Annotated in this window: 24 protein-coding genes, 1 other RNA gene and 1 riboswitch; of the genes, 15 read left to right on the plus strand and 10 right to left on the minus strand. The window is 68.5% G+C overall.

Going from position 1 to position 22073, the window contains the following annotated elements:
* Positions 1-8 precede the first annotated feature (8 nt).
* The 5 genes from DIE21_RS26060 (at position 9) to cobA (ending at position 4494) form a co-directional block, all read left to right on the plus strand.
* Positions 9-551, plus strand: coding sequence for a DUF934 domain-containing protein (locus DIE21_RS26060; RefSeq protein ID WP_124500395.1), 543 nt, complete (start codon positions 9-11; stop codon positions 549-551).
* A complete protein-coding gene (locus DIE21_RS26065; protein ID WP_124500396.1) occupies positions 548-1291 on the plus strand; it encodes a phosphoadenylyl-sulfate reductase in 744 nt (247 codons plus the stop codon). Before DIE21_RS26060 ends, DIE21_RS26065 begins: the two co-directional genes overlap by 4 nt.
* 75 nt (positions 1292-1366) lie before the next feature.
* Entirely contained in the window at positions 1367-2329 is a 963-nt protein-coding gene (gene cysD, locus DIE21_RS26070; protein WP_124500397.1) for a sulfate adenylyltransferase subunit CysD, read from the plus strand.
* Between the two features lie 22 nt (positions 2330-2351).
* The gene (locus DIE21_RS26075; RefSeq protein ID WP_124500398.1) at positions 2352-3668 is read left to right on the plus strand and encodes a sulfate adenylyltransferase subunit 1; all 1317 of its coding nucleotides are present in this window, start codon (positions 2352-2354) and stop codon (positions 3666-3668) included.
* A gap of 76 nt (positions 3669-3744) precedes the next feature.
* The gene (gene cobA / locus DIE21_RS26080) at positions 3745-4494 is read left to right on the plus strand and encodes a uroporphyrinogen-III C-methyltransferase (protein ID WP_124500399.1); all 750 of its coding nucleotides are present in this window, start codon (positions 3745-3747) and stop codon (positions 4492-4494) included.
* Between the two features lie 118 nt (positions 4495-4612).
* On the opposite strand, the gene DIE21_RS26085 is transcribed toward cobA, so the two are convergent.
* From DIE21_RS26085 to lptF, 3 genes are read right to left on the minus strand one after another with little or no spacing between them, the layout of a single operon-like run.
* The gene (locus DIE21_RS26085) at positions 4613-4996 is read right to left on the minus strand and encodes a sirohydrochlorin chelatase (RefSeq protein ID WP_124500400.1); all 384 of its coding nucleotides are present in this window, start codon (positions 4994-4996) and stop codon (positions 4613-4615) included.
* 25 nt (positions 4997-5021) lie between these two features.
* A complete protein-coding gene (gene lptG / locus DIE21_RS26090) occupies positions 5022-6170 on the minus strand; it encodes an LPS export ABC transporter permease LptG (protein WP_124500401.1) in 1149 nt (382 codons plus the stop codon).
* A gap of 3 nt (positions 6171-6173) precedes the next feature.
* Positions 6174-7265, minus strand: a complete 1092-nt coding sequence (gene lptF, locus DIE21_RS26095) for an LPS export ABC transporter permease LptF (protein WP_124500402.1) — start codon at positions 7263-7265, stop codon at positions 6174-6176.
* Between the two features lie 122 nt (positions 7266-7387).
* Here lptF and DIE21_RS26100 point away from each other — a divergent pair, with 122 nt between their 5' ends.
* Genes DIE21_RS26100 through DIE21_RS26110 form a run of 3 tightly spaced genes read left to right on the plus strand, consistent with a single transcriptional unit; the run spans position 7388 to position 10128 of the window.
* Positions 7388-8899, plus strand: a complete 1512-nt coding sequence (locus DIE21_RS26100) for a leucyl aminopeptidase (RefSeq protein ID WP_124500403.1) — start codon at positions 7388-7390, stop codon at positions 8897-8899.
* A 34-nt stretch (positions 8900-8933) separates the two neighbouring features.
* A complete protein-coding gene (locus tag DIE21_RS26105) occupies positions 8934-9350 on the plus strand; it encodes a DNA polymerase III subunit chi (protein WP_124500404.1) in 417 nt (138 codons plus the stop codon).
* Positions 9351-9375: 25 nt separating this feature from the next.
* Positions 9376-10128 carry a DUF2486 family protein gene (locus tag DIE21_RS26110; RefSeq protein ID WP_124500405.1) on the plus strand — a complete coding sequence of 251 codons (753 nt, stop codon included), beginning with the start codon at positions 9376-9378 and terminating at the stop codon, positions 10126-10128.
* A gap of 143 nt (positions 10129-10271) precedes the next feature.
* On the opposite strand, the gene DIE21_RS26115 is transcribed toward DIE21_RS26110, so the two are convergent.
* Positions 10272-10601 (minus strand): c-type cytochrome, encoded by a 330-nt coding sequence (locus DIE21_RS26115; protein WP_124500406.1) that lies wholly within the window; start codon positions 10599-10601, stop codon positions 10272-10274.
* Between the two features lie 125 nt (positions 10602-10726).
* Entirely contained in the window at positions 10727-12400 is a 1674-nt protein-coding gene (ilvD, locus tag DIE21_RS26120; protein ID WP_124500407.1) for a dihydroxy-acid dehydratase, read from the minus strand.
* Positions 12401-12535: 135 nt separating this feature from the next.
* Between ilvD and DIE21_RS26125 the strand changes: the two genes are divergently transcribed.
* Both DIE21_RS26125 and lgt read left to right on the plus strand, forming a co-directional pair.
* Positions 12536-13453 (plus strand): LysR substrate-binding domain-containing protein, encoded by a 918-nt coding sequence (locus DIE21_RS26125; protein WP_124500408.1) that lies wholly within the window; start codon positions 12536-12538, stop codon positions 13451-13453.
* Between the two features lie 89 nt (positions 13454-13542).
* The gene (gene lgt, locus DIE21_RS26130) at positions 13543-14433 is read left to right on the plus strand and encodes a prolipoprotein diacylglyceryl transferase (RefSeq protein WP_124500409.1); all 891 of its coding nucleotides are present in this window, start codon (positions 13543-13545) and stop codon (positions 14431-14433) included.
* Positions 14434-14598: 165 nt separating this feature from the next.
* Here lgt and DIE21_RS26135 read toward each other — a convergent pair whose 3' ends face one another.
* The 5 genes from DIE21_RS26135 to DIE21_RS26155 all read right to left on the minus strand — a co-directional run bounded on the left by DIE21_RS26135 (position 14599) and on the right by DIE21_RS26155 (position 16988).
* Positions 14599-15339, minus strand: coding sequence for an SIMPL domain-containing protein (locus tag DIE21_RS26135; protein WP_124500410.1), 741 nt, complete (start codon positions 15337-15339; stop codon positions 14599-14601).
* Between the two features lie 193 nt (positions 15340-15532).
* The gene (locus DIE21_RS26140) at positions 15533-15994 is read right to left on the minus strand and encodes an EVE domain-containing protein (protein ID WP_124500411.1); all 462 of its coding nucleotides are present in this window, start codon (positions 15992-15994) and stop codon (positions 15533-15535) included.
* Between the two features lie 70 nt (positions 15995-16064).
* A non-coding RNA gene (gene ssrS / locus DIE21_RS26145) (6S RNA) lies at positions 16065-16246 on the minus strand.
* An 80-nt stretch (positions 16247-16326) separates the two neighbouring features.
* Entirely contained in the window at positions 16327-16641 is a 315-nt protein-coding gene (locus DIE21_RS26150) for a cell division protein ZapA (RefSeq protein ID WP_011885730.1), read from the minus strand.
* Entirely contained in the window at positions 16638-16988 is a 351-nt protein-coding gene (locus DIE21_RS26155; protein ID WP_124500412.1) for an ATPase, read from the minus strand. Before DIE21_RS26155 ends, DIE21_RS26150 begins: the two co-directional genes overlap by 4 nt.
* 176 nt (positions 16989-17164) lie before the next feature.
* Positions 17165-17418, plus strand: a riboswitch (cobalamin riboswitch).
* A 389-nt stretch (positions 17419-17807) separates the two neighbouring features.
* On the opposite strand from DIE21_RS26155, the gene DIE21_RS26165 reads away from it, so the two are divergent.
* The 5 genes from DIE21_RS26165 to cobC are packed head-to-tail and all read left to right on the plus strand — an operon-like array spanning position 17808 to position 22058.
* Positions 17808-18806, plus strand: coding sequence for an iron ABC transporter permease (locus DIE21_RS26165; RefSeq protein ID WP_124500414.1), 999 nt, complete (start codon positions 17808-17810; stop codon positions 18804-18806).
* Positions 18803-19615, plus strand: coding sequence for an ABC transporter ATP-binding protein (locus tag DIE21_RS26170; RefSeq protein ID WP_124500415.1), 813 nt, complete (start codon positions 18803-18805; stop codon positions 19613-19615). Before DIE21_RS26165 ends, DIE21_RS26170 begins: the two co-directional genes overlap by 4 nt.
* 52 nt (positions 19616-19667) lie before the next feature.
* Positions 19668-20723 carry a nicotinate-nucleotide--dimethylbenzimidazole phosphoribosyltransferase gene (cobT, locus tag DIE21_RS26175; RefSeq protein ID WP_124500416.1) on the plus strand — a complete coding sequence of 352 codons (1056 nt, stop codon included), beginning with the start codon at positions 19668-19670 and terminating at the stop codon, positions 20721-20723.
* Entirely contained in the window at positions 20713-21489 is a 777-nt protein-coding gene (locus DIE21_RS26180) for an adenosylcobinamide-GDP ribazoletransferase (protein WP_124500417.1), read from the plus strand. Before cobT ends, DIE21_RS26180 begins: the two co-directional genes overlap by 11 nt.
* Complete coding sequence (gene cobC, locus DIE21_RS26185; protein WP_124500418.1) at positions 21474-22058, plus strand: alpha-ribazole phosphatase; 585 nt, start codon at positions 21474-21476, stop codon at positions 22056-22058. Before DIE21_RS26180 ends, cobC begins: the two co-directional genes overlap by 16 nt.
* Positions 22059-22073: the final 15 nt, after the last annotated feature.

Here is a 22073-nt window from a genome sequence, read left to right on the forward strand (position 1 = left end):
ATTTGCAGATGGCTTCGATTATCAAGAACCGCGCAGTGATCGACGACGCATGGCAGGTCGTGCGCGCGGCGGAAGACGGTGCGCTGCCCGCGGTCGACGCATTGCCGGCCGGCAAGGTGCTGGTGCCGTTCACCCTGTGGCAGGTCGAGCGCGCGGCGCTCGTCGCCGCGAAGACGAAGGACGAACTCGGCGTGTGGCTCGCGCCGGACAGCGAGCCGGCCGATCTCGTGGCCGACTTCGGCGCGATCTCGCTGATCGCGGTCGATTTCCCGCGCTTCGCGGACGGCCGCGGCTACAGCATCGGCCGCCTGCTGCGCGAGCGCCACGGCTGGACGGGCGAGCTGCGCGCGATCGGCGACGTGCTGCGCGACCAGCTGCTGTACATGTCGCGCTGCGGTTTCGACGCGTTCGCGGTGCGTGCCGACAAGGACATCCACGACGCGCTGAACGCGTTCGGCGAGTTCACGCAGCGTTACCAGGGCGCGTTCGACGAGCCGGCGCCGCTGTTCCGCCGCCGTGCCGCCACGGCAGACGCCAAGGTGAGCGCATGAGCACCGCGGCCGCACTGACGCCGGAGCTCGCCGCGAAGGTCGAGCGCCTCGACGCGCTGCTCGCGCAGATCGGCGCGCGTCACGAGAAGGTGAAGTTCGCGAGCAGCCTCGCCGCGGAAGACATGCTGCTCACGCACGCGATCCTGTCGAAGGGCGTGTCGATCGGCATCTTCTCGCTGAACACCGGCCGCCTGCATGCGGAAACGCTGGGCATGATCGATCGCGTGCGCGAGCGCTACGGCTACGAGATCGAGCAGTTCCACCCGCGGCAGGACGCGGTCGACCAGTACGTCGCCGAGCACGGCCTGAACGCGTTCTACGAGAGCGTCGAGCTGCGCAAGTCGTGCTGCCACATCCGCAAGGTCGAGCCGCTGAACCGCGCGCTGGCCGACGTCGGCGCGTGGGTCACGGGCCAGCGCCGCGAGCAGTCGGTCACGCGTGCGGAGCTGCACGAGGAAGAACAGGACGAAGCGCGCGGGATCGTGAAGTACAACCCGCTCGCCGACTGGACGGAAGCCGACGTGTGGGCGTACCTGAAGGCGTTCGACGTGCCGGTCAATCCGCTGCATGCGCGCGGCTACCCGAGCATCGGTTGCGAGCCCTGTACGCGCGCGATCCGTCCCGGCGAAGACAGCCGGGCGGGCCGCTGGTGGTGGGAGTCGCGCGACACGAAGGAATGCGGGCTGCACATCACGATCACGCCGATTCCCGCGGCGGCCGATGCCGGCGCCGCGCACTGACAGCCGACAAGAAACCGAATATTGCGCCGCCCGCGACAGCGGGCGGCACGAACCCAGAAGAGAAGGACTGAAATCATGAGCACGACGCTCGAGCAATCCGCCTTTGCCCCGCCCACCGGTGCCGATAACCGCATGGGCCACCTCGACTGGCTCGAAGCCGAGTCGATCCACATCCTGCGCGAACTGGTCGCCGAGTGCAGCAAGCCGGCGCTGTTGTTCTCGGGCGGCAAGGATTCGGTCGTCGTGCTGCACCTCGCCCTGAAGGCGTTCGGCCTCGGCGCGAACCGCAAGACCACGCTGCCGTTCCCGCTCGTGCACATCGACACGGGCCACAACTACGAGGAAGTGATCGACTTCCGCGACCGCCGTGCGCAAGAGCTCGGCGCCGAGCTGGTGGTCGGCCACGTCGAGGATTCGATCGAGCGCGGCACGGTCGTGCTGCGCCGCGAAACCGATTCGCGCAACGCCGCGCAGGCCGTCACGCTGCTCGAGACGATCGAACAGCACGGCTACACCGCGCTGATCGGCGGCGCGCGCCGCGACGAAGAGAAGGCGCGTGCGAAGGAGCGGATCTTCTCGTTCCGCGACGAATTCGGCCAGTGGGATCCGAAGGCGCAGCGCCCGGAACTGTGGAGCCTCTACAACGCACGCCTGCACAAGGGCGAGCACCTGCGCGTGTTCCCGATCTCGAACTGGACCGAACTCGACGTGTGGCAGTACATCGCGCGCGAGAACCTCGAACTGCCGTCGATCTACTACGCGCACCAGCGCGAGATCGTGCGCCGCAACGGGCTGCTCGTGCCGGTCACGCCGCTCACGCCGATGCGTGACGGCGAGACCAGCGAGCTCGCGCAGGTGCGCTTCCGCACGGTCGGCGACATCAGTTGCACGTGCCCGGTCGAGAGCGACGCGGACGACGTCGAGAAGATCATCGCCGAGACGGCGGTGACCGAGATCACCGAACGCGGCGCGACCCGGATGGACGACCAGGCCTCCGAAGCCGCGATGGAACAGCGCAAGAAGCAAGGTTATTTCTGAAGCACACGAGGACAATCACATCATGAGCATCATCGAGAACACCGAAGACCTCGGCGTGCTGCGCTTCATCACCGCGGGCAGCGTCGACGACGGCAAGAGCACGCTGATCGGCCGCCTGCTGTACGACAGCAAGGCCGTGCTGTCCGACCAGCTGTCCGCGCTGTCGCGCGCGAAGAACAAGCGCACGGTCGGCGACGAGCTCGACCTCGCGCTGCTGACGGACGGGCTCGAGGCCGAGCGCGAGCAGGGCATCACGATCGACGTCGCCTACCGCTACTTCGCGACCGCGAAGCGCAAGTTCATCATCGCCGACACGCCGGGCCACGAGCAGTACACGCGCAACATGGTGACGGGCGCATCGACCGCGCACGCGGCGATCATCCTGGTCGACGCGACGCGCGTGACGATCGAGAATGGCGTCGCGCAACTGCTGCCGCAAACGAAGCGTCACAGCGCGATCGTGAAGCTGCTCGCGCTGCAGCACGTGATCGTCGCGATCAACAAGATGGACCTCGTCGACTACAGCGAAGCGCGCTTCAACGAGATCCGCGACGCGTACGTCGCGCTCGCGAAGCAGCTCGGCCTGAAAGACGTGCGTTTCGTGCCGGTGTCGGCGCTGAAGGGCGACAACATCGTCGGCGCGAGCGAGCGCATGCCGTGGTACGCGGGCGAGCCGCTGCTCGACGTGCTCGAATCGCTGCCGGTCGAGACGCAGGCGCATGACGCGCTGCGCTTCCCGGTGCAGTGGGTCGCACGCCAGGACGGCAGCTCGGCCGACGATTTCCGCGGCTACATGGGCCGGATCGAATCGGGCGAGGTGAAGGTCGGCGACGCGATCGTCGTGCTGCCGTCGAACCGCACCGCGACGATCGCCGAGATCGTCGCGCCGGTGCCGGGCGGCACCGCGTCGGTCGCGCACGCATTCGCGGGCCAGACGGTGACGATTCGTCTCGAAGAGGATGTCGACGTGTCGCGCGGCGACATGTTCGTCACGACCGCCGAGCCGGTCGAGCCGGCGAAGAAGCTCGAGGCGGACCTGTGCTGGTTCGACGAGACGCCGCTGTCGCCGCAGCGCAAGTACCTGCTCAAGCAGACCACCAGCACGGTGTTTGCGAAGATCGGCGCGGTCAAGGAAGTGCTCGACGTGCATACGCTGTCGCACGCGACCGACCGCCAGGAACTGAAGATGAACGACATCGGCCGCGTCGCGCTGACGCTGCAGAAGCCGATCGTCTGCGACACGTACGACGCGCATCCGGGCACGGGCGCGTTCGTGCTGATCGACGAGGCGACGCACCACACGGTCGCCGCCGGCATGATCCGGGCATTCTCGGCGTAACCGGCATTCCGCGCCGCCCTCGCGGCGGCGCGGGCCGGCCGCCGTCCGCACGAGCAGGACAAGCGAAGCGACAATCATGGGCAAGGTGTATCTGATCGGAGCAGGGCCGGGCGCCGCGGACCTCATCACGGTGCGCGGCGCCCGGCTGCTCGAGCAAGCCGACGTGGTGCTGCATGACGCGCTCGTCGAGCCGGCGATGCTCGACTGCGCGCCGAACGCGCGGAAGATCGCGGTCGGCAAGCGCTGCGGGCAGCGTTCGACCGCGCAGCACTTCATCAACAAGCAGATCGTCGACGCGGCGCGCGAGCATGGTTGCGTCGTGCGGCTGAAGGGCGGCGACCCGATGCTGTTCGGTCGCGCCGAAGAGGAAATGCGCGCGCTCGAGGCGGCTGGCATCGACTATGAGGTCGTGCCGGGCATCACCGCGGCGCTGGCCGGCGCGGCGACGCTGAAGCGCTCGCTGACGTTGCGCGGCGTGTCGCGCAGCGTCGCGTTCGCGACGCACAGCCGCGCACCGGGCAGCGACGAGATTCGCGAGGCCGCGCGCGCCGATTCGATCGTCTACTACATGGGCCGTGACAGCGCGCCCGGCATCGCGCAGGAACTGATCGACGCGGGCCGTGCGCCCGCGACGCCGGTGGCGATCGTCGAGGCATGCAGCACCGCGCGCGAACGCACGCTGACGCTGACGCTCGGGCAGATGGCGGCGGGTGGTGCGCAGGCGTGGCTCGATCCGGCGGAGCCGAGCCTGCTGATGATCGGCGATGCGTTCGCCGAACGCGCGCGGCTCGCGAAAGAGGGCGATACGTTGCGCAGTGCCGCTTGAGTCTCGGTAGCGGTCCTGGCGGCAAGAGATGTGTCGATTGCCGTCGGTCCGCGTGCCAAATGAAAAGCGCCGGCTTCTTCGGAAGCCGGCGCTTTTTTGTTTGGGCCTGCCGATTCGCTTACGCGTCGCGGCCGATCTGGTCGATGCAGTAGCGTGCGATCGCGTCGAGCACGCCGTCGTCTTCCCCGACGGCCGTCGCGCAACGGATCTCGACGCCCGGATGCGCGGCGCGGCAGGCATCGACGAGTTGCGGCAGGTCGCGACGGACATGGCCGCCCTGGCCGAAGAACACGGGCACCACGGTGATGCGCGTGCAGCCGGCCGCGACCTGCGTGGCGACGGCTGTGTCGAGCGACGGCGTCATCAGTTCGAGAAACGCGAGCGACACATGCGGGGCAGGGTCGCCGGTCGTGCGCAGCCGTGCGGCCAGCCGTTCGAACGGCTCGGCCCAGCGCGGATCGCGTGCGCCGTGGCCGAACAGGACGATGCCGTGCGAACTCATGTCGAAGCCTCCGTCGTCGCGGCGCTCAGTGCCGGTCGACCCACTTGAGCGCGAACAGGCCGAGCGCGAGATAGATGAGACCCGGCGTCGCCGCGGTCAGCGGCGCGGGCCACGTGTTCAGCGTGCCGATGTGCGAGAACAGCGTGTTGAGCAGCTGGAAGCTCATGCCTAGCATGATGCCGCCGAACACCTTCACGCCGACCACGCCGGCGCGCGTATGCAGGTAGGCAAACGGCAGCGACAGCACGAGCATCACGAACACCGCGAACGGGTAGAGCAGCTTGCGCCACAGCGCGATGTCGTAGCGCTGCGTGTCCTGCTGGTTCTCGCGCAAGTGCTGGATGTAGCGGAACAGGTTGATGATCGACATCCGTTCCGGCGACACGAGCAGCACCGACAGGATCTGCGGCGTCAGGTCCGAGCGCAGCCGGTATTCGGGCAGCGTCACCTGCTGCGACCGGTACACGGGGTTCAGCGCGTCGGCCGGTGCGCCGCTGATCGGCTTGATCGGCGTCAGTTCGGTTTCGGTGACGCCCTTGAGCAGCCAGTGGCCGGGCGGCTCGTAGCGGCCCGTCTGCGCGATCCGCACGTTCTGCAGCTGGAATTTCGAGTCGAACTCGTAGATGCGCACGTTGCTGATCGTCGAATCGGGCGACAGGCTGCCGACGTTGACGAAGCGCGTGACCTGCTCGCCGTTCTCGCGGGCCGCGAGCGTGTCCTTCACCCACACGCCCGACTGGAAGTTCGACGACACCGACGCGCCGAGCGCCTGCAGCCGCACGCGTTCGGACAGCTGGTCGGCGTACGGGCCGACGAATTCGCCGATCAGGTAGGTGACGATCACGAGCGGCACGCCGATCTTCAGCAGCGAGCGCAACGCCTGGTTGGTCGCGAGGCCCGATACGCGGAAGATCGTGAATTCCGAGTTCGCGGCCATCTGCGCGAACACGTAGATCGCGCTGATCAGCGCGGCGACCGGGATGATCTCGTAGAAGCGCGACGGGGTTTGCAGCGCGACGCGCAGTACCGCGTAGCCGAACTTGTAGTTGCCGTGCCCGATCGAGTTCAGTTCGCTGATCAGGTCGAAGAAGAAGAACAGGCCCGAGAACGCGAACAGGATGAAGACGAACGTGACGTAGATCTGCCGCGCGAAGTATTTTTCATAGAGCCGCATCGATCATGCTCCCGAGCGGCCGAACAGCGCGCGTGTAAACAGCGGACGATTGCGCACGCGCAACCAGAAGATGACCGCGACGATCGCCGCGACGACCAGGTGCAGGCCGACCAGGCCGACGACGAACGACATCTTGCCCTGCTCGATCTGCGCCTGCACGACGTTCAGCAGGTTCGAGTACGTGAGGTAGATCAGCACGGCCATCACGAGGTTGATCGTGCGGCTGCGGCGCGGGTTCTGGTACGACAGCGGGATGCCGAGCACCATCAGGTTGATCGCGATCAGCGGCAGACCCGCGCGCCACGCGAATTCCGCGAGGTTGTCGCGCGTCGGGTTGCGCAGCAGGTCGGGCGTCGGCGTGCTGTTGGTGGTCGGCACGTTGGTGACCGGCGTGCTCGTGATCTTCACGCCGTAGCGCTGGAACTCCATGATCTTGAAGTTCGGCTGGCCGGGCGTGCCGTCGTAGCGGCGGCCGTCCTCCAGCACGACGAAACGGTCGCCGTCCTTCGATTCCGTGTGGCCCGTACGCGATACGACGATATTGACCTTGCCGTTCTCGGTCGACGTGACGAACACGTTCTGCACCTTGCTCTGGTCGGGCGTCATCTTCTCGATGAAGAACACGCGGTGGTTCGACGCCGATTCGCGGAACTGGCCCGGCGCGAGCAGCGAGATCTCGTCGCGCTGCTGGAAGCGCGCCTTGATCATCTTGCTCTGCTGGTTCGACCACGGCCAGCCGACGAACGCGAAGAACGCGATCAGCAGGACGATCGGCGTGGCGAACACGCCGATCGGCTTGATCAGGCGCGTGAGGCTCACGCCCGACGCGAGCCAGACCACCATTTCGGAGTCCCGGTACCACCGGGTCAGCACGAACAGGATCGACACGAACAGCGTGACGACGAGCATCACGGCGAGATAGCCGATCACGGTCAGGCCGATCAGCACGAGCACGTCCTTCGGATCGATTTCACCGGACGCGGCATAGCCGACGATGCGGATCATCATCGTCGTGAGCATGATCGTGAGCAGCACCATGAACACGGCACCAGCCGTATACGCAAGCTCGCGCTGGAGGGAGCGTTCGAAGATCATTCTTGATGAGAAGAGGGCGGGAGGCTGCGCACGCGTGGTGGAGCGCTCGCGCCGCCACGGGAAAAATAGCGGATAATTGCGGCTTTCATCCTTAGCCCAGATTTTATCCGAGGACAAGCGCGATGGACTTTAGCATAAAAGGCTGTGATTGGAGCAAAGGCGAGGCCAAGGGGTTCCTGACCGGGAAGTCCGATTGCATCGTGCTCGGCATCTTCGAGGCACAGACCCTTTCGGGCGCGGCGCTCGACATCGACACGGCCACCAAGGGGCTGATCGCGCGCGTGGTGAAGGCCGGCGACATGGACGGCAAGCGCGGCAAGACGCTGTTCCTGCACGAGGTGTCGGGCATCGGCGCGTCGCGCGTGCTGCTCGTCGGGCTCGGCAAGCAGGATGCTTTCAATCAGAAAGCCTACAACGACGCAGTGACGGCCGCGTGGCGCGCGCTGCTGGCGACCAGGATCGTCCAGGTCACGTTCACGCTCGCGCAGCTGCCGGTCGACGAGCGCGGCTCCGACTGGGGCGTGCGTGCGGCGATTCTCGCGCTGCGCAACGAGACCTACCGCTTCACGCAGATGAAGAGCAAGCCGGAGCCGGCATCGCTCACGCTCAAGCGCGTCGTGTTCAGCGTCGATCCGGCCGATGAAAAGGCGGCGAAGCTGGCGGTCAAGCAGGCCGTCGCGCTGGCGAACGGGATGGATCTCACGCGCGACCTGGGCAACCTGCCGGGCAACGTATGCACGCCGACCTATCTCGGCAACACCGCGAAGAAGATTGCGAAGGATTGGGGTCTGAAGGTCGAGGTGCTCGGCCTGAAGCAGATCCAGGCGCTCAAGATGGGCTCGTTCCTGTCGGTCGCGCGCGCGTCGGTGGAGCCGCCGCAGTTCATCGTGCTGCATTACCAGGGCGCCGCCGCGAAGGCCGCACCGGTCGTGCTGGTCGGCAAGGGCATCACGTTCGACACGGGCGGTATCTCGCTGAAGCCGGGCGAGGGCATGGACGAGATGAAGTACGACATGTGCGGCGCGGGTTCGGTGCTCGGCACGATGCGTGCCGTGGCCGAAATGGGCCTGAAGGTCAACGTCGTCGCGATCGTGCCGACCTGCGAGAACATGCCGGGCGGCAACGCGACGAAGCCGGGCGACATCGTCACCAGCATGAAGGGGCTGACGATCGAGGTGCTGAACACCGACGCCGAGGGTCGCCTGATCCTGTGCGACGCGCTGACCTATGCGGAGCGCTTCAAGCCGGCCGCGGTGATCGACGTGGCGACGCTGACGGGCGCTTGCGTGGTCGCGCTCGGCGCCCACAACAGCGGCCTGTTCTCGAAGGACGATGCACTCGCGGGCGAACTGCTCGACGCATCGCGCGAAGCGAACGATCCGGCATGGCGCATGCCGCTCGACGACGAGTACCAGGATCAGCTGAAGTCGAATTTCGCGGACATCGCGAACATCGGCGGGCGTCCGGCCGGTGCCGTGACGGCCGCGTGCTTCCTGTCGCGCTTCACCGACAGCTATCCGTGGGCGCACCTGGACATCGCCGGCACCGCATGGAAGGGCGGCGCGGCGAAGGGCGCGACCGGCCGTCCGGTGCCGCTGCTCGCGCAGTTCCTGATCGACCGCGCCGGCCAGTGATGGCAGGTCTCACGACGATGCGGGACCGCGGGCAATGACGCGAATCGATTTCCATTCGAACGTCGGCGATTCGCTCGCGTATGCATGCCGGCTGCTGCGCAAGGCCTACCTGGCCGGGCAGCCGGTCGTCGTGCTCGCGGAACCCGCGCGCCTGCGCGCGCTCGACGAGCGGCTCTGGACGTTCTCGCCGCTCGATTTCATCCCGCATTGCGGCGTCGACAGCGCGCACGCGGCCGGCACGCCGATCGTGCTGGCCGCCGATCTCGACCAGACGCCGCATCATCACGTGCTGCTGAACCTCGGCGCGGCCGTGCCCGCGCAGTTCGCCCGCTTCGAGCGCCTGCTCGAAGTGGTCGGCAACGCGCCGGACGAACTGGCCGCGGGCCGCGACCGCTACCGCTTCTACCGCGATCGCGGTTACGCGCTGAACAACTACAAGCAGGGCAGCTAGCCGCAACCGTCGACGGAGCCTTCCCGTGACACAAGCCGAATCATCCTCGATCCCGACACTGACCGACGTGCTGGTGCCGGGCAAGCCGGTGCCGGCGCGTTCGTCCGCGCCCGATGCGCCGCCGCGCGACGATGCCGCCGTGCCGGTGCTGACCGACGTGGTCGCGCCGGACCGTCCGGCCACGGCGTTGGCTGCATCGGAACAGGCGGGAACCGACCCCGAATTCGTGGTGGTCGAGCCGGTACCGACGCCGGACGTCCCGACCGTCGAACTGCCGGGCGACAGCGACGCGCCGGCGCAACCCGGCGCCGCCGGGCACGTCGTCGCCGAAGAGTCGGCGGAGATGCAGGCGCCGCTGCGCTCCGCGCTGTCCGACGACGACGCGCAGGATTCCGGCTTTGCCGCGGCGCCGCCCGGGCCGGCCGGCCATGCCGAGGAAGCGGTGCTGCCCCAGGCGATCGTCCCGGCTGCCGAAGGACTGGTCGTGGATCACCTCGCCCGTGCATCACAGGCCACGCATGCGGCCGCCGCGCTGACGCCGGAGGACGCGCAGCATATCGCCGAGCGTCTGCGCAATCGGCTGACGAATTATCTGACCGGAGAAGGGCGCGAGGCCATCGAGGCCCGCTGCCGCGACGCGCTGCACGACCATACGGCCTGGCTGGTCGGCCAGATCACGCGCGAAGTGGCACTGGCACTCGAAACCGAAGTGATGGAATGGGTTCGCGACGCGGTCGACGAAGAGATCGCGCGCCGCCGGACCGGTCGTTCAGGCTGAGCGCACGATCGTTTCGTGCGCCGGAACCGCGGACGCGGCTCCGGTCACCGTCGATGACGCTCGCCGACCCGGTCATATCGAGGCGCGCGGCGCCGAGCCCGGCGAACAAGCGCAGCGCGCGTGCACGCGCCCGCTCATCCGGTTCAATGCAGCGACAGCACCCACTGCGCGAGCGTGCGCGCTTCGGCGCTCGTCAACTGTGTATTGGCGGGCATCGGCACGCTGCTCCACACCCCGACACTGCCCTTCACGATCGATTGCGCGAGGTAGTCGGCCGCATCGGCGCGCGCCGCGTACTTGCCGGCGATGTCGTGGAACGACGGGCCCATCAGCGGCTTGCTGACCGCATGGCAGGCCATGCAGTTCTTGCGCTGCGCGAGCGCGAGCCCGTCGCCGGCCGGGTCGGCGTGCGCGGCCGCCGTGCTGCCGGTCAGCAGCGTCGCGAGCAGCGCGCGCAATATCGTCTGTTTCATGCAGTTCTCCGCCGGCGGGGACGGCCGGCTTCACGGTCCGCGCATTATAAAAGCAAAGGGAACGCGCGTTTTGCGCGTTTCCGCGGCGGCCGTCCGCAATGGGGTCGCATGCCCCGCGCGCCGCATCAGCCGGTGACGGCACCCTTGTTCGCCGGGCGGGCCAGGGCCGCATACTTGGCGAGCACGCCGCGCGTGTAGCGCGGCGCCGGCTGCTTCCACGCGGCGCGCCTGCGCGCGAGCTCGGCGTCGTCGACGTTCAGCTGCAGCACCAGCCGGTGCGCATCGATCGTGATCGAATCGCCTTCCTGCACGAGCGCGATCGTGCCGCCGACGAACGCCTCGGGCGCGACGTGGCCGACCACCATTCCCCAGGTGCCGCCCGAGAAGCGGCCGTCCGTGATGAAACCGACCGATTCGCCGAGCCCCTTGCCGATGATCGCCGATGTCGGCGCGAGCATTTCCGGCATGCCGGGGCCGCCTTGCGGGCCGAGATAGCGCAGCACCAGCACGTCGCCCGCGCGAATCCGGTCGGCGAGGATCGCGTCCATCGCGCTTTGCTCGTCGTCGAACACGCGCGCCGGGCCCGTGATCACCGGGTTCTTCAGGCCGGTGATCTTCGCGACCGCGCCATCTTCCGCGAGGTTGCCCTTCAGGATCGCGAGATGGCCTTCCTTGTACAGCGCCCGATCGATCGGGAAGATGACCTGCTGGTCCGCGCGCGGCACGCCCGGCACATCCTTCAGTTCCTCGGCGATCGTGCGGCCCGTGATCGTCATGCAGTCGCCGTGCAGCAGCCCGGCATCGAGCAGGATCCGCAGCACCTGCGGGATGCCGCCGGCCTGGTGCAGGTCGGTCGCGACGTACTGGCCCGACGGCTTCAGGTCGCAGATCACCGGCACGCGCTTGCGGATGCGCTCGAAGTCGTCGATCGTCCAGTCGACCTCGGCCGCGTGCGCGATCGCGAGATAGTGCAGCACCGCGTTGGTCGAGCCGCCGGTCGCCATGATCAGCGACACCGCGTTCTCGATCGACGCCTTCGTGATGATGTCGCGCGGCTTCAGGTCGCGCTTCACGGCCTCGACCAGCACGCGCGCCGATTCGGCGGCCGAATCGACCTTCTCCTGGTCGGGGTTCGCCATCGTCGACGAGTACATCAGCGACATGCCGAGCGCCTCGAACGACGAGCTCATCGTGTTTGCGGTATACATCCCGCCGCACGACCCCGACGTCGGGCACGCGTTCCGCTCGACCCCTTCGAAATCCTCCTGCGACATCCGGCCCGCGGTGAACTCGCCGACCGCCTCGAACGACGACACGATCGTCAGGTCGCGGCCCTTCCAGTGGCCGGGGCGGATCGTGCCGCCGTACACGTAGATGCCCGGCACGTTCAGGCGCGCGAGCGCGATCATCCCGCCCGGCATGTTCTTGTCGCAGCCGCCGACCACCACCACGCCGTCCATCCACTGGCCCTGCACACAGGTCTCGATGCAGTCGGCGATCACTTCGCGCGACACGAGCGAGTACTTCATCCCCTCGGTGCCCATCGACATGCCGTCGGAGATTGTCGGCGTGCCGAAGATCTGCGGGTTCGCGTCGGCCGCCTTGACCGCCGCGACGGCCGCGTCCGACAGCCGCTGCAGGCCGGAGTTGCAGGGTGTGATCGTCGAGTGACCGTTCGCGATGCCGATCATCGGCTTGTCGAAATCGTCCTTCTGGTAGCCGAGGGCGTAATACATCGAGCGGTTCGGCGAACGGGCCACGCCTTGCGTGATGTGCTTCGAGCGGCGGTTGTACGGCATGGGGGACTCCATCGTTGTATTGGCGACGCCCGCGAACGGCGCGCCGGTTCGGATCAATCAAGAATGGAGTTTCCCGTTTGGAATGTCCAATATATTATTTGTCGCTTATTAAGTCGTTTTGCGAATGAGTGAGGCATGGCCGACCCGACGCCCGACCTGCGCCAGTGGCGCTATTTCGTGACCGTTGCCGACGAGCGCCATTTCGGCCGTGCGGCCGAGCGCCTGTCGATGACGCAGCCGCCGCTGTCGCAGGCGATCCGGGCGCTCGAGGATGCGCTCGGCGTCGCGCTGTTCGTGCGCACCAAGCGCTCGGTCGCGCTGACGGCGGTCGGCGCGGCGCTGCTGCCTGACGTGCGCCGGCTGCTCGCGTCGGCCGACGCGCTGCCGCCGCTCGCGCGGCGCCTCGCGCGCGGCGAAGCCGGCTCGCTGTCGCTTGCGTTCGTGTCGACGGCCGATTACGGACTGCTGCCGTCGCTGCTGCGCGCATTCGGCGCGCGCTATCCGCAGGTGCGGCTGCAGCTCGCGGAGGCGACGAGCGACGTGCAGATCGACGAACTCGTCGCGGGCCGTATCGACGCGGGGCTCGTGATTCCGCCGGTGCCGCCGCGGCACGCGGCCGGGCTGTCGTACCTGCCGGTCGTGCGCGAGCCGCTGGTGGTCGCAATGCCGGCGGCCGCGGCGCCCGACCTGCCCGAGGACGAACCCGTGCATCTGGCCGACGTGGCCGCGCTGCCGCTCGTGATCTTCCCGCGCCGTTTGGCGCCCGGCTTTTATGACATCATTACGGGCTGCTACGGCGCGGCAGGCGAAACCCCGCGCATCGGCCAGGAGGCGATCCAGATGCAGACGATCGTCAGCCTCGTGTCGGCTGGCATGGGCGTCGCACTGGTGCCGCAGTCGCTGTGTAACCTGCGGCGCACCGGCGTGGTCTACCGGCCGCTCGCCGGCGGCGCGCCGGTCGTCGAGACGGGCCTCGTGTGGCGCACGGGCGATGTCAGCCCCGTGCTCGCCGGCTTCATCGACGTCGTGCGCGCGCACGGTCTCGCCGCGTGATGCGAACGATGGCGCGCCGGCGCCGTCCAATGCGCGGTGCGGCGCCGGTGCGAGCGCCATACCGCATTCGAAAACTTCATCGCTAACCCATGATCATTCACCCGAATTTCGACCCCGTAGCGATCCATCTCGGGCCGCTGGCCGTGCGCTGGTACGGCCTCATGTATCTCGTCGGCTTCATCGCGGCGATCGTCGTCGGCCGGATCCGCCTGAAGCTGCCGCATGTCGCGGCGCAGGGCTGGACCGCGAAGGACATCGACGACATGATGTTCTACGGCGTGCTTGGCACCGTGCTCGGCGGCCGCCTCGGCTACGTGCTGTTCTACAAGGCCGACTTCTACTTCTCGCATCCGCTCGACGTGTTCAAGGTGTGGGAGGGCGGGATGTCGTTCCACGGCGGCTTCCTCGGCGTGACGCTCGCGATGGCGCTGTTCGCGTGGCAGCGCAAGCGCCACTGGCTGCAGGTCACCGATTTCGTCGCGCCGATGGTGCCGACGGGGCTCGCGGCCGGCCGGCTCGGCAACTTCATCAACGGCGAGCTGTGGGGCCGCGTGACCGATCCGAACGCGCCGTGGGCGATGCTGTTCCCGGGCGCGATGCGCGACGACGCGGCATGGCTGCCGAAGCATCCGGCGCTCGTCGAGAAGTGGCATCTCGCCGACGTGTTCATGCAGTACCAGATGCTGCCGCGCCATCCTTCGCAGCTCTACGAAATCGCGCTCGAGGGCATTGCGCTGTTCTTCGTGCTGTTCTTCTTCTCGCGCAAGCCGCGGCCGATGGGCGCGGTGTCCGCGCTGTTCCTGATCGGCTACGGGCTCGCGCGCTTCACGGTCGAATTCGCGCGCGAACCGGACGACTTCCTCGGCCTGCTCGCGCTCGGCCTGTCGATGGGGCAGTGGCTGTCGCTGCCGATGATCCTCGCGGGCATCGGGTTGCTGGTGTGGGCGTATCGCCGCCGCGCGGCGACTGCGGCCGCGTGATGCGGTTGCGTCATGCGCGAGCTGCATGACGCGTGATTGACGCGTGACGCATGATGCGATGCCGATGCGCAAGATCGGCATGTGCATCGATCGCGGAATCTCGAACGAAAAACGCCGGCCCGAGGGCCGGCGTTTTCGCATCTGCCGTGCGCAGCGCGATGCGCGTTACTTCATCTGCACCGAGCCGTTGACCGTGACCGACACGGTCGCCTTGCCGCCTTCGACCGAGATCGGCGCGCTCATCTTCGCGCTGTCCATCGGCGCCGCGGCCATCGCCATCATGCGCGGGTACGGCTGCACGTTGCGGCCGCCGCCGACGTTCACGTCGCGGATCGAGTAGCTGCTGTAGCCGAAGGCCTTCGCGGCTTCGTCCGCGCGTGCGCGGAACGACTTGATCGCCTCGGTCGTGAGTTTCTGCTCGGCCGCGCGCTGCGCTTCGGGCGACAGCGAGAACTCGACGTTCGCGATCTGCATCTGGTTCGACAACTGGCCCGCGAGCTTCGACGCCGCCGCGAAATCGCGCGATTCGAGCACGACTTCGGTACGGCCGCGCCATGCGGAGATCTTGCCGTCGCGATCGGTGCTCGGATACACGGAGAACGCGCCGGTATGCGCGCTGACGCCCGATACGCCCTTCGCCTGAGCGAGCGCCGCATCGGCGCGCTGGTTCAGCGCTGACGTCAGGCTGCCCGGATCCTTCGCCTGCTGTTCGTAGAACAGCGTGATGTGGATGATGTCCTGCGGCACGTCGGCGCTGGCCTGCGACGACAGCGACAGCACGCCCGCCGGCTCCGGAAAGTGCGGGTTCGCGGTCTGCGCGTGCGCGGCCGGCGACGCGAGCGTCAGCGCGACGGGCATGGCGGCGGCGAGGGCGAGCGACAGCGCGAGTGCGGATTTCTTGGTCATTGTTGGACTCCTTGTGCGAGGGCGCGCACGCGGATCACGCGTGCGCGACGCGGGCGTACCGCGCGACGAAAAAACGGCCGTCGGCCCGATCGGACGACAGCGGTTGCTTAGGCCGCGCGAACGCGCCGCGAGTTCCGTGGCGGTGGCGCGTGTTGACCGGATTTGACGTTTGGCGTGCGTTTACCGCGTGCGCCTACTTCATCAGCTTTTCGGTGATGAAGCGCCATTCGGCGCGCGTGACGGGCGTGATCGACAGCCGGTTGCCGCGTGCGAGCACGCGCATGTCGGCGAGTTCGTCGTGTTCGCGCAGCGCGGCGAGCGGCACGAGCGGCGACTTTTTCACGAAGCGCACGTCGACGAGCAGCCAGCGCGGTGCTTCCTGCGTCGACTTCGGATCGTAATAAGGGCTTTTCGGATCGAACTGGGTGGGATCGGGGTAGGGCGTCGACGAGACTTCGGCGAGGCCCGCGATGCCCGGCTCGGGGCAGCTCGAGTGATAGAACAGCACGCCGTCACCGACCGTCATCGTATCGCGCATGAAATTGCGCGCCTGATAGTTGCGCACGCCGGTCCAGGGCAGCGAGTGCTGCGGCGCGTGCGCGAGATCGTCGATGCTTGCTTCGTCCGGTTCGGACTTCATCAGCCAGTATTGCATGGATCGTGATCGACGCAGAAAGGGCCGCTGCAAAAGGAAACGGCATCGGGACTCGCCCGATGCCGTTGAATAGGTCCCCGCCTTGGCCGCTAGGCCGGCATCCTGAACCTGAGGTTCAGAATTGGTCGCAGTTAGCAGCACATCGGGTACATCAGACAGAGTGACGCGCGCGCCCGTGCTACAAATTTCCGCAACCGTGCACATGGCATTGGTTCAAGGAATATATGACCTTGGCGAACCAGGCAGGGAAGCTGACTGAACTGTGTTTCGTTGCGCCAATTTGACCACCGTTGATCGCCGAGATCAAGGGGAATCGACGCATCGATCAAACCTTACTGCGTCTCGTGCTGTGCGAGCACCGCGCCGAGCTGTTCGTTCATCTGGTGCATTGTACGACGGATTTCTTCCGCCGGAAATGCTTCACCGTGCCGCACGCTCGTTTGCAGCCGCAGCAATTCGGATGCGAGCGACAGTGCCGCCATCACCGCGATGCGATCGGTGCCGCGCACCGAGCTGTTCGCGCGGATCTTCGACATTTCGGCGTCGACGCGCGCGACGGCCTCGAGCAGCGCCGCTTCGGTCTCGGCCGAACAGGCGAGCCGATAGGGCTGACCGAGAATCGAGACTTCGATCTGCTTGGTGCTCATGCATGTTCTCCGTGGCTGGCCGCGTCGTCGCTATCCGTGCGCGCCTGCGCATCCAGCAGGTCGAGCTGGTTGTCGGCTTGCTCCACGCTCTTCGTGCGCGGCAGCTTTTCGAGAATCGCGTTCAGTTTGACCTGGGCGTCGTCGATCTTTGCCGACAGCGTGTCGCGCTCGGCCGCGAGCGCATTGCGTTCGTCGCGCAGTTGCGCGAGTTCCGCGCGGACGGTGTCCGCTTCCGCGCGCATTTGCGCGACCTGCTCCTCGAGCGCGAGCCGTTCCGAGTGATAGCGCTTGTTCAGCGAGATCAGACGGCCAATATTTTGAGATAAGGTTTCGAGTTCGTTGAGCATTTGCTGCGTCCTCTAAAGACCCAGCATTTTAGCGCGGAATAACGCGCATTCCGACATCTGTAACGTTTCCAGTCGTAACACCCCGGCTTCTTGCTGCGAATGCGCGGGTCCGGCGCGTGCGCGATGCGCTTCCGGCACGCGTCCGGCCGCTTTCTTGACGCTCGTGCGGCCCGCTCCTAAACTGGCGCCGCCTCGGTGCTCGCGCGTGCGTCGCGCGGTTAAACGGGAAGCAGGGCGCGCGCTCCGCCCGGAGATCGCCAACCTGCGCTGCCCCCGCAACGGTAAGCGGCCGCGTCGCATGATGCAGGCCGGCTCGGGCGCGTTTCGCGTGCAGGTCGCACGCGGGCGCGGGCCACTGCGCGTGAAACGCGCGGGAAGGCGAGCCGGTACGCCGCCAGCCCGGATACCGGCCGAGGCGAGGAGCCTGCACGGCTTCATGACGCGCGGCCTGCGGGGAAGCGGGGCGCGCAGTGTTTCACGGGACTTGTCTTCGATGCTGACCCCAATCGTCCGCACGGCGCTCGGCGCCCGCCGCGGCACACCGCTTGCCGCCGTCGCGCAGACTGCGGCGGAAGCCGATCGACCCGATGCGGCGCCTTCCACTATATTGCGCAGAACGCCCGCTGCGCGAAGGTGCGGCCCGAGGGGGCGCGGCCGTCGCATGCCGGTATGGCCGGCGCGCGGCGCAACAACCCGTTCGACAAGGATGACGAGCTTGCGTATGCCTACAACGCGCCGAGGCGCGACGCCCATGCCGCACTCGGCCCGCAACAGCGGTCAGCCGGCGTGTCGCGCATCGTGCACGATGCCGCGCACCGCATGAGCGCCGCGCGTGCCGCCGCGATCTGGGCCGTGCTCGCGGCCGCGGTCGCGCTGCTGTTCGTCGCGTCGCTGTCGATCGGCAGCGTGCCGATGTCGCCATGGCAGGCGCTCGCGTCGCTCGTGCCGCACGGTGGCGATGCGCTGTTCGCCGACATCGTGCGCACGCTGCGGCTGCCGCGCGCGCTTGCGGGCTTCGCGTGCGGCGCGCTGCTTGCGCTTGCCGGCGCGCTGTTGCAGGTGCTGTTGCGCAATCCGCTCGCGGAGCCATACGTGCTCGGCGTGTCCGGCGGCGCGGCCGGCTTCGCGCTCGTCTCGATGATCGCGGGCGCCGCCTGGTGGCTCGTCGATGCGTCCGCGTTCGCCGGCGCGCTCGTGTCGGTCGCGCTCGTGCTCGGGCTAGCCCGCCGCGAGCTGTGGCGCGCCGATTCACGCGACGCGTCGCCGCGGTTGCTGCTCACGGGCGTCGTGATCGCGGCCGGATGGGGCGCGCTCGTCACGCTGCTGCTGTCGCTCGCGCCCGATGCGCGGCTGCGTGGCATCCTCTTCTGGCTGACGGGCGACCTGAACGGCGTGACGGCGCCGTGGTTCGCATCGGGCGCGCTGCTGCTGGCCGCGGGCGTCGCGCTGCCGGCCGCGCCGCAGTTGAACGTGCTGCTGCGCGGCGACGCGACCGCGCTCGCGCTCGGCGTGCCGGTCGCGCGGCTGCGCATGCGGATCTACCTCGTCGCGTCGCTGGCCGCCGCGGCGGCGGTGACGACGGCCGGCACGATCGGCTTCGTCGGCCTCGTCGTGCCGCACGCGCTGCGGCTCGCATTCGGCAACGACCAGCGCATGCTGCTGCCCGCCGCGATGCTCGCGGGCGGCGGCGGCGTGATGGCGGCCGACCTGCTCGCGCGCACCGCGATCGCGCCCGCGCAATTGCCGGTCGGCGTGATGACCGCGTTGATCGGCGTACCGGTGTTCCTGTGGATGTTGCTGAGGAGACCGATGCGATGACCCACGCCGCACCGCATGCCGCCGGCGACATGACCTGCGCGGCGCTCGACCTGACACTGAAGGCCGGCGAACGGACGCTGCTCGACGGCTTCACGCAGGCGTTCCGGCCTGGCGAGATCTGGTGCGTCGCGGGACCGAACGGCGCAGGCAAGACGACGCTGCTCGCGACGCTCGCGGGTTTGCAGCGGCCGGCCGGCGGCCAGGTCGAGATCGACGGCCGGCCGCTCGCCGCATGGCCGCCCGAACAGCTCGCACGGCGCCGCGCGCTGATGCCGCAACAATTGCACGACGCGTTCAGCGCGACGGTATTCGACACGGTTCTGCTCAACCGCTTTCCGTATCTCGGCGGCTGGGGCTGGGAGCGCGACGGCGACCGCGCGGCCGCGCGTGACGCGCTCGCGACGTTCGGGCTGGCCGCGCTCGCGTCGCGCGACGTGCTGTCGCTGTCGGGCGGCGAGCGGCAGCGCGTCGCGCTGGCCGCGACGCTGTGCCAGGACGCGCCGCTGATGCTGCTCGACGAGCCGCTCGCCCATCTCGACCTGCATCACCAGGTCGACGGCCTGACCGCGCTGGGCGCATGGCTCGACGCGGGCCCGCGCACGGTGCTGTTCTCGTGCCACGACCTGAATCTCGCGCGGCGTTTCGCGACGCACGCGCTGTTGCTCGATGGCCGCGGCCATGCGTGGGCGGGCCCCGTGCACGACGTGCTGACGCCGGCGCGCGCGAGCGACGCGTTCGGCTACCCGCTCGTGCTGATCCGCGAGAACGGCCGCGACGCGCTGCTGCCCGCGTGGCCCGAGCGACGATGAACCTTCTTCTTTCGATGCGCGGCACCGGCCGCGCCAGCGAGGCAATCTTCCGATGACGAAACCGACCGACTTCCCGCCCGCGATCGCGCCGCTCGACGACACGCTGCGCAAGCGCCTGCAGCATGTGATCGATCACAAGACCAAGCCGCCCGGCAGTCTCGGCCAGCTCGAGGCGATCGCGTTGCAGATCGGCCTGATCCAGCGCACCGAGCGGCCGCACGTGCAGCGTCCCGTGACGATCGTGTTCGCCGGCGACCACGGGATCGCGGCCGAGGGCGTGAGCCCGTATCCGCAGGCGGTCACCGCGCAGATGGTCGCGAACTTCCTGGCCGGCGGCGCGGCGATCAATGCGTTCTCGGGCGTCGCGCAGAGCGTGCTCGAGATCGTCGATGCGGGCGTCGCGTCGCCGCTGCCGGTGTCCGACCGGCTCGTGTCGCTGCCGGTCGCGCGCGGCACGCGCAACTTCGCGGTCGAACCCGCGATGACGCACGACGAGGCGAGGACGGCGCTCGCCGCCGGCGCGGCGCGCGTGCGCCTTCATGCATCGCTCGGCACGAACGTGATCGGCTTCGGCGAAATGGGGATCGCGAACACGTCGTCGGCCGCGTGCCTGATGAGCCGTCTGCTCGACGTGCCGATCGACGCGTGCGTCGGGCGCGGCACGGGCCTCGACGACCAGGGGCTCGCGCACAAGCGCGCGGTGCTCGGCCGCGCGCTCGTCCGGCATTCGCATGCGATCGCGCCGCTCGACGTGCTCGCGACGTTCGGCGGCTTCGAGATCGCGATGATGACGGGCGCGTATCTCGCGGCCGCGAGCGAGCGAATGACGATCCTCGTCGACGGCTTCATCGCGACGGCCGCGCTGCTCGTCGCCGAGCGCATCGCGCCCGGCGTGCGCGACTACTGCGTGTTCTCGCATACGTCGCACGAGGCCGGCCACCGGCGCATGCTCGAGCATTTCGGCGCGAAGCCGCTGCTCGCGCTGGACCTGCGGCTCGGCGAAGGCACGGGCGCCGCGCTCGCGCTGCCGCTGGTGCGGGCGGCGGCCGCGTTCCTCACCGAGATGGCGAGCTTCGAATCCGCGGGCGTCGACGATCGTGACGCCTGAGCGTGCTCGCGGCGTACGCGCCGAACTGCGCTACTTCTTCGTCGCGCTCGGCTATTTCACCCGCGTGCCGGTGCCGCGTGCGATCGGCTACGCGGCCGGCGATCTCGACCAGGCCGCGCGTTACTTTCCGCTGGTCGGCGCATGTGTTGGCGCGTGGGGCGCGCTCGTCTATCTCGCGGCGCTGCGGCTGCTGCCCGCGTCGATCGCGGTCGGGCTGTCGATGGCCGCGACGCTGCTCGCCACCGGCGCGTTTCACGAGGATGGCCTGGCCGACAGTTGCGATGCGTTCGGCGGCGGCTATACGCGCGACGACGTGCTGCGCATCATGCACGACTCGCGAATCGGCACGTTCGGCGCGGTCGCGCTCGTGATCGCGCTCGGCCTGAAATGGCAGGCGCTCGCGGCCATGCCGCCGCTGCGCGCCGCGTGGACGATGATCGCCGCGCACGCGGCAAGCCGCGCGGCGGCCGTGAGCCTGCTGATGTCGCTCGACTACGTCCGGCCGGAGGGCAAGGCGAAGCCGGTCGCGCAGCGCATGGGCGCGCGCTCGGCCTGGGTCGCGGCCGCATTCGGGCTGCCGTGGCTGTTCTGGCCGGACTGGCGCGCGGGCGCCGCGGCCTTCGTCGCGCTCGTGCTCGTGCGTGCCTCGGTCGCCCGCTATTTCGTGAAGCGGATCGGCGGTTATACCGGCGACTGTCTCGGCTTCGCGCAGCAACTGGGCGAACTGGCGATCTACTTCTCGGTGCTCGGATGGATCTCGTCCTGATTCGCCATCCGGCCGTCGATATCGAGCCGGGCGTTTGCTACGGACGCAGCGACGTGCCGCTCGCCGCATCGGCCGATGCGGGCGCGCGGGCCGTGCGCGAGCATCTGGCGGCGCTCGGGGCGCCGTTGCCGGCGCAGGTCTGGACGAGCCCGCTGACGCGCTGCGCGTCGGTCGCCGAACGGCTCGCGCAGGCGTTCGGCGTGCCGCTGCGGCGCGATGCGGGCTGGCAGGAAATGGACTTCGGGGCGTGGGAACTGCAGCGCTGGGACGATATCGACCGCGCCGCGCTCGATGCGTGGGCGGCCGACCTGATGCATGCGTGCGCGCACGGCGGCGAAAGCGTCGCACGGTTCGCCGCGCGTGTCGCACGGATTGCGGACGCGGTCGCGCGGACCGACGCGCCGCAATGGACACTCACGCATGCAGGCGTGATTCGCGCGCTCGCGTCGCACGCGTTGCGCGTGCCGCTCGATACGCTGCTGTCGCGACCGGTGCCGACGGGCGGCGTCGTGTGGCTGCGTATGGATGATGCCGCGCGCTCGTGGGAAGTCGTCCACTGGGACGCGTAGGCGATCGCGTTCGCG

Origin of the sequence: Burkholderia sp. Bp9140 (assembly GCF_003853425.1) — a bacterium.
Lineage (GTDB): Bacteria > Pseudomonadota > Gammaproteobacteria > Burkholderiales > Burkholderiaceae > Burkholderia.

What these genes read in the sequence shown, in the direction of transcription:
- DIE21_RS26085 (WP_124500400.1), bottom strand. Translation starts at nt 4,996, where the DNA reads ATGAGTTCGCACGGCATCGTCCTGTTCGGCCACGGCGCACGCGATCCG.
- DIE21_RS26060 (WP_124500395.1), top strand. Translation starts at nt 9, where the DNA reads ATGGCTTCGATTATCAAGAACCGCGCAGTGATCGACGACGCATGGCAG.
- DIE21_RS26100 (WP_124500403.1), top strand. Translation starts at nt 7,388, where the DNA reads ATGGACTTTAGCATAAAAGGCTGTGATTGGAGCAAAGGCGAGGCCAAG.
- lgt (WP_124500409.1), top strand. Translation starts at nt 13,543, where the DNA reads ATGATCATTCACCCGAATTTCGACCCCGTAGCGATCCATCTCGGGCCG.
- DIE21_RS26155 (WP_124500412.1), bottom strand. Translation starts at nt 16,988, where the DNA reads ATGCTCAACGAACTCGAAACCTTATCTCAAAATATTGGCCGTCTGATC.
- DIE21_RS26065 (WP_124500396.1), top strand. Translation starts at nt 548, where the DNA reads ATGAGCACCGCGGCCGCACTGACGCCGGAGCTCGCCGCGAAGGTCGAG.
- DIE21_RS26115 (WP_124500406.1), bottom strand. Translation starts at nt 10,601, where the DNA reads ATGAAACAGACGATATTGCGCGCGCTGCTCGCGACGCTGCTGACCGGC.
- cobA (WP_124500399.1), top strand. Translation starts at nt 3,745, where the DNA reads ATGGGCAAGGTGTATCTGATCGGAGCAGGGCCGGGCGCCGCGGACCTC.
- DIE21_RS26165 (WP_124500414.1), top strand. Translation starts at nt 17,808, where the DNA reads ATGAGCGCCGCGCGTGCCGCCGCGATCTGGGCCGTGCTCGCGGCCGCG.
- lptF (WP_124500402.1), bottom strand. Translation starts at nt 7,265, where the DNA reads ATGATCTTCGAACGCTCCCTCCAGCGCGAGCTTGCGTATACGGCTGGT.
- DIE21_RS26140 (WP_124500411.1), bottom strand. Translation starts at nt 15,994, where the DNA reads ATGCAATACTGGCTGATGAAGTCCGAACCGGACGAAGCAAGCATCGAC.
- DIE21_RS26105 (WP_124500404.1), top strand. Translation starts at nt 8,934, where the DNA reads ATGACGCGAATCGATTTCCATTCGAACGTCGGCGATTCGCTCGCGTAT.
- lptG (WP_124500401.1), bottom strand. Translation starts at nt 6,170, where the DNA reads ATGCGGCTCTATGAAAAATACTTCGCGCGGCAGATCTACGTCACGTTC.
- DIE21_RS26170 (WP_124500415.1), top strand. Translation starts at nt 18,803, where the DNA reads ATGACCCACGCCGCACCGCATGCCGCCGGCGACATGACCTGCGCGGCG.
- cobC (WP_124500418.1), top strand. Translation starts at nt 21,474, where the DNA reads ATGGATCTCGTCCTGATTCGCCATCCGGCCGTCGATATCGAGCCGGGC.
- cobT (WP_124500416.1), top strand. Translation starts at nt 19,668, where the DNA reads ATGACGAAACCGACCGACTTCCCGCCCGCGATCGCGCCGCTCGACGAC.
- ilvD (WP_124500407.1), bottom strand. Translation starts at nt 12,400, where the DNA reads ATGCCGTACAACCGCCGCTCGAAGCACATCACGCAAGGCGTGGCCCGT.
- DIE21_RS26075 (WP_124500398.1), top strand. Translation starts at nt 2,352, where the DNA reads ATGAGCATCATCGAGAACACCGAAGACCTCGGCGTGCTGCGCTTCATC.
- DIE21_RS26125 (WP_124500408.1), top strand. Translation starts at nt 12,536, where the DNA reads ATGGCCGACCCGACGCCCGACCTGCGCCAGTGGCGCTATTTCGTGACC.
- DIE21_RS26135 (WP_124500410.1), bottom strand. Translation starts at nt 15,339, where the DNA reads ATGACCAAGAAATCCGCACTCGCGCTGTCGCTCGCCCTCGCCGCCGCC.
- cysD (WP_124500397.1), top strand. Translation starts at nt 1,367, where the DNA reads ATGAGCACGACGCTCGAGCAATCCGCCTTTGCCCCGCCCACCGGTGCC.
- DIE21_RS26150 (WP_011885730.1), bottom strand. Translation starts at nt 16,641, where the DNA reads ATGAGCACCAAGCAGATCGAAGTCTCGATTCTCGGTCAGCCCTATCGG.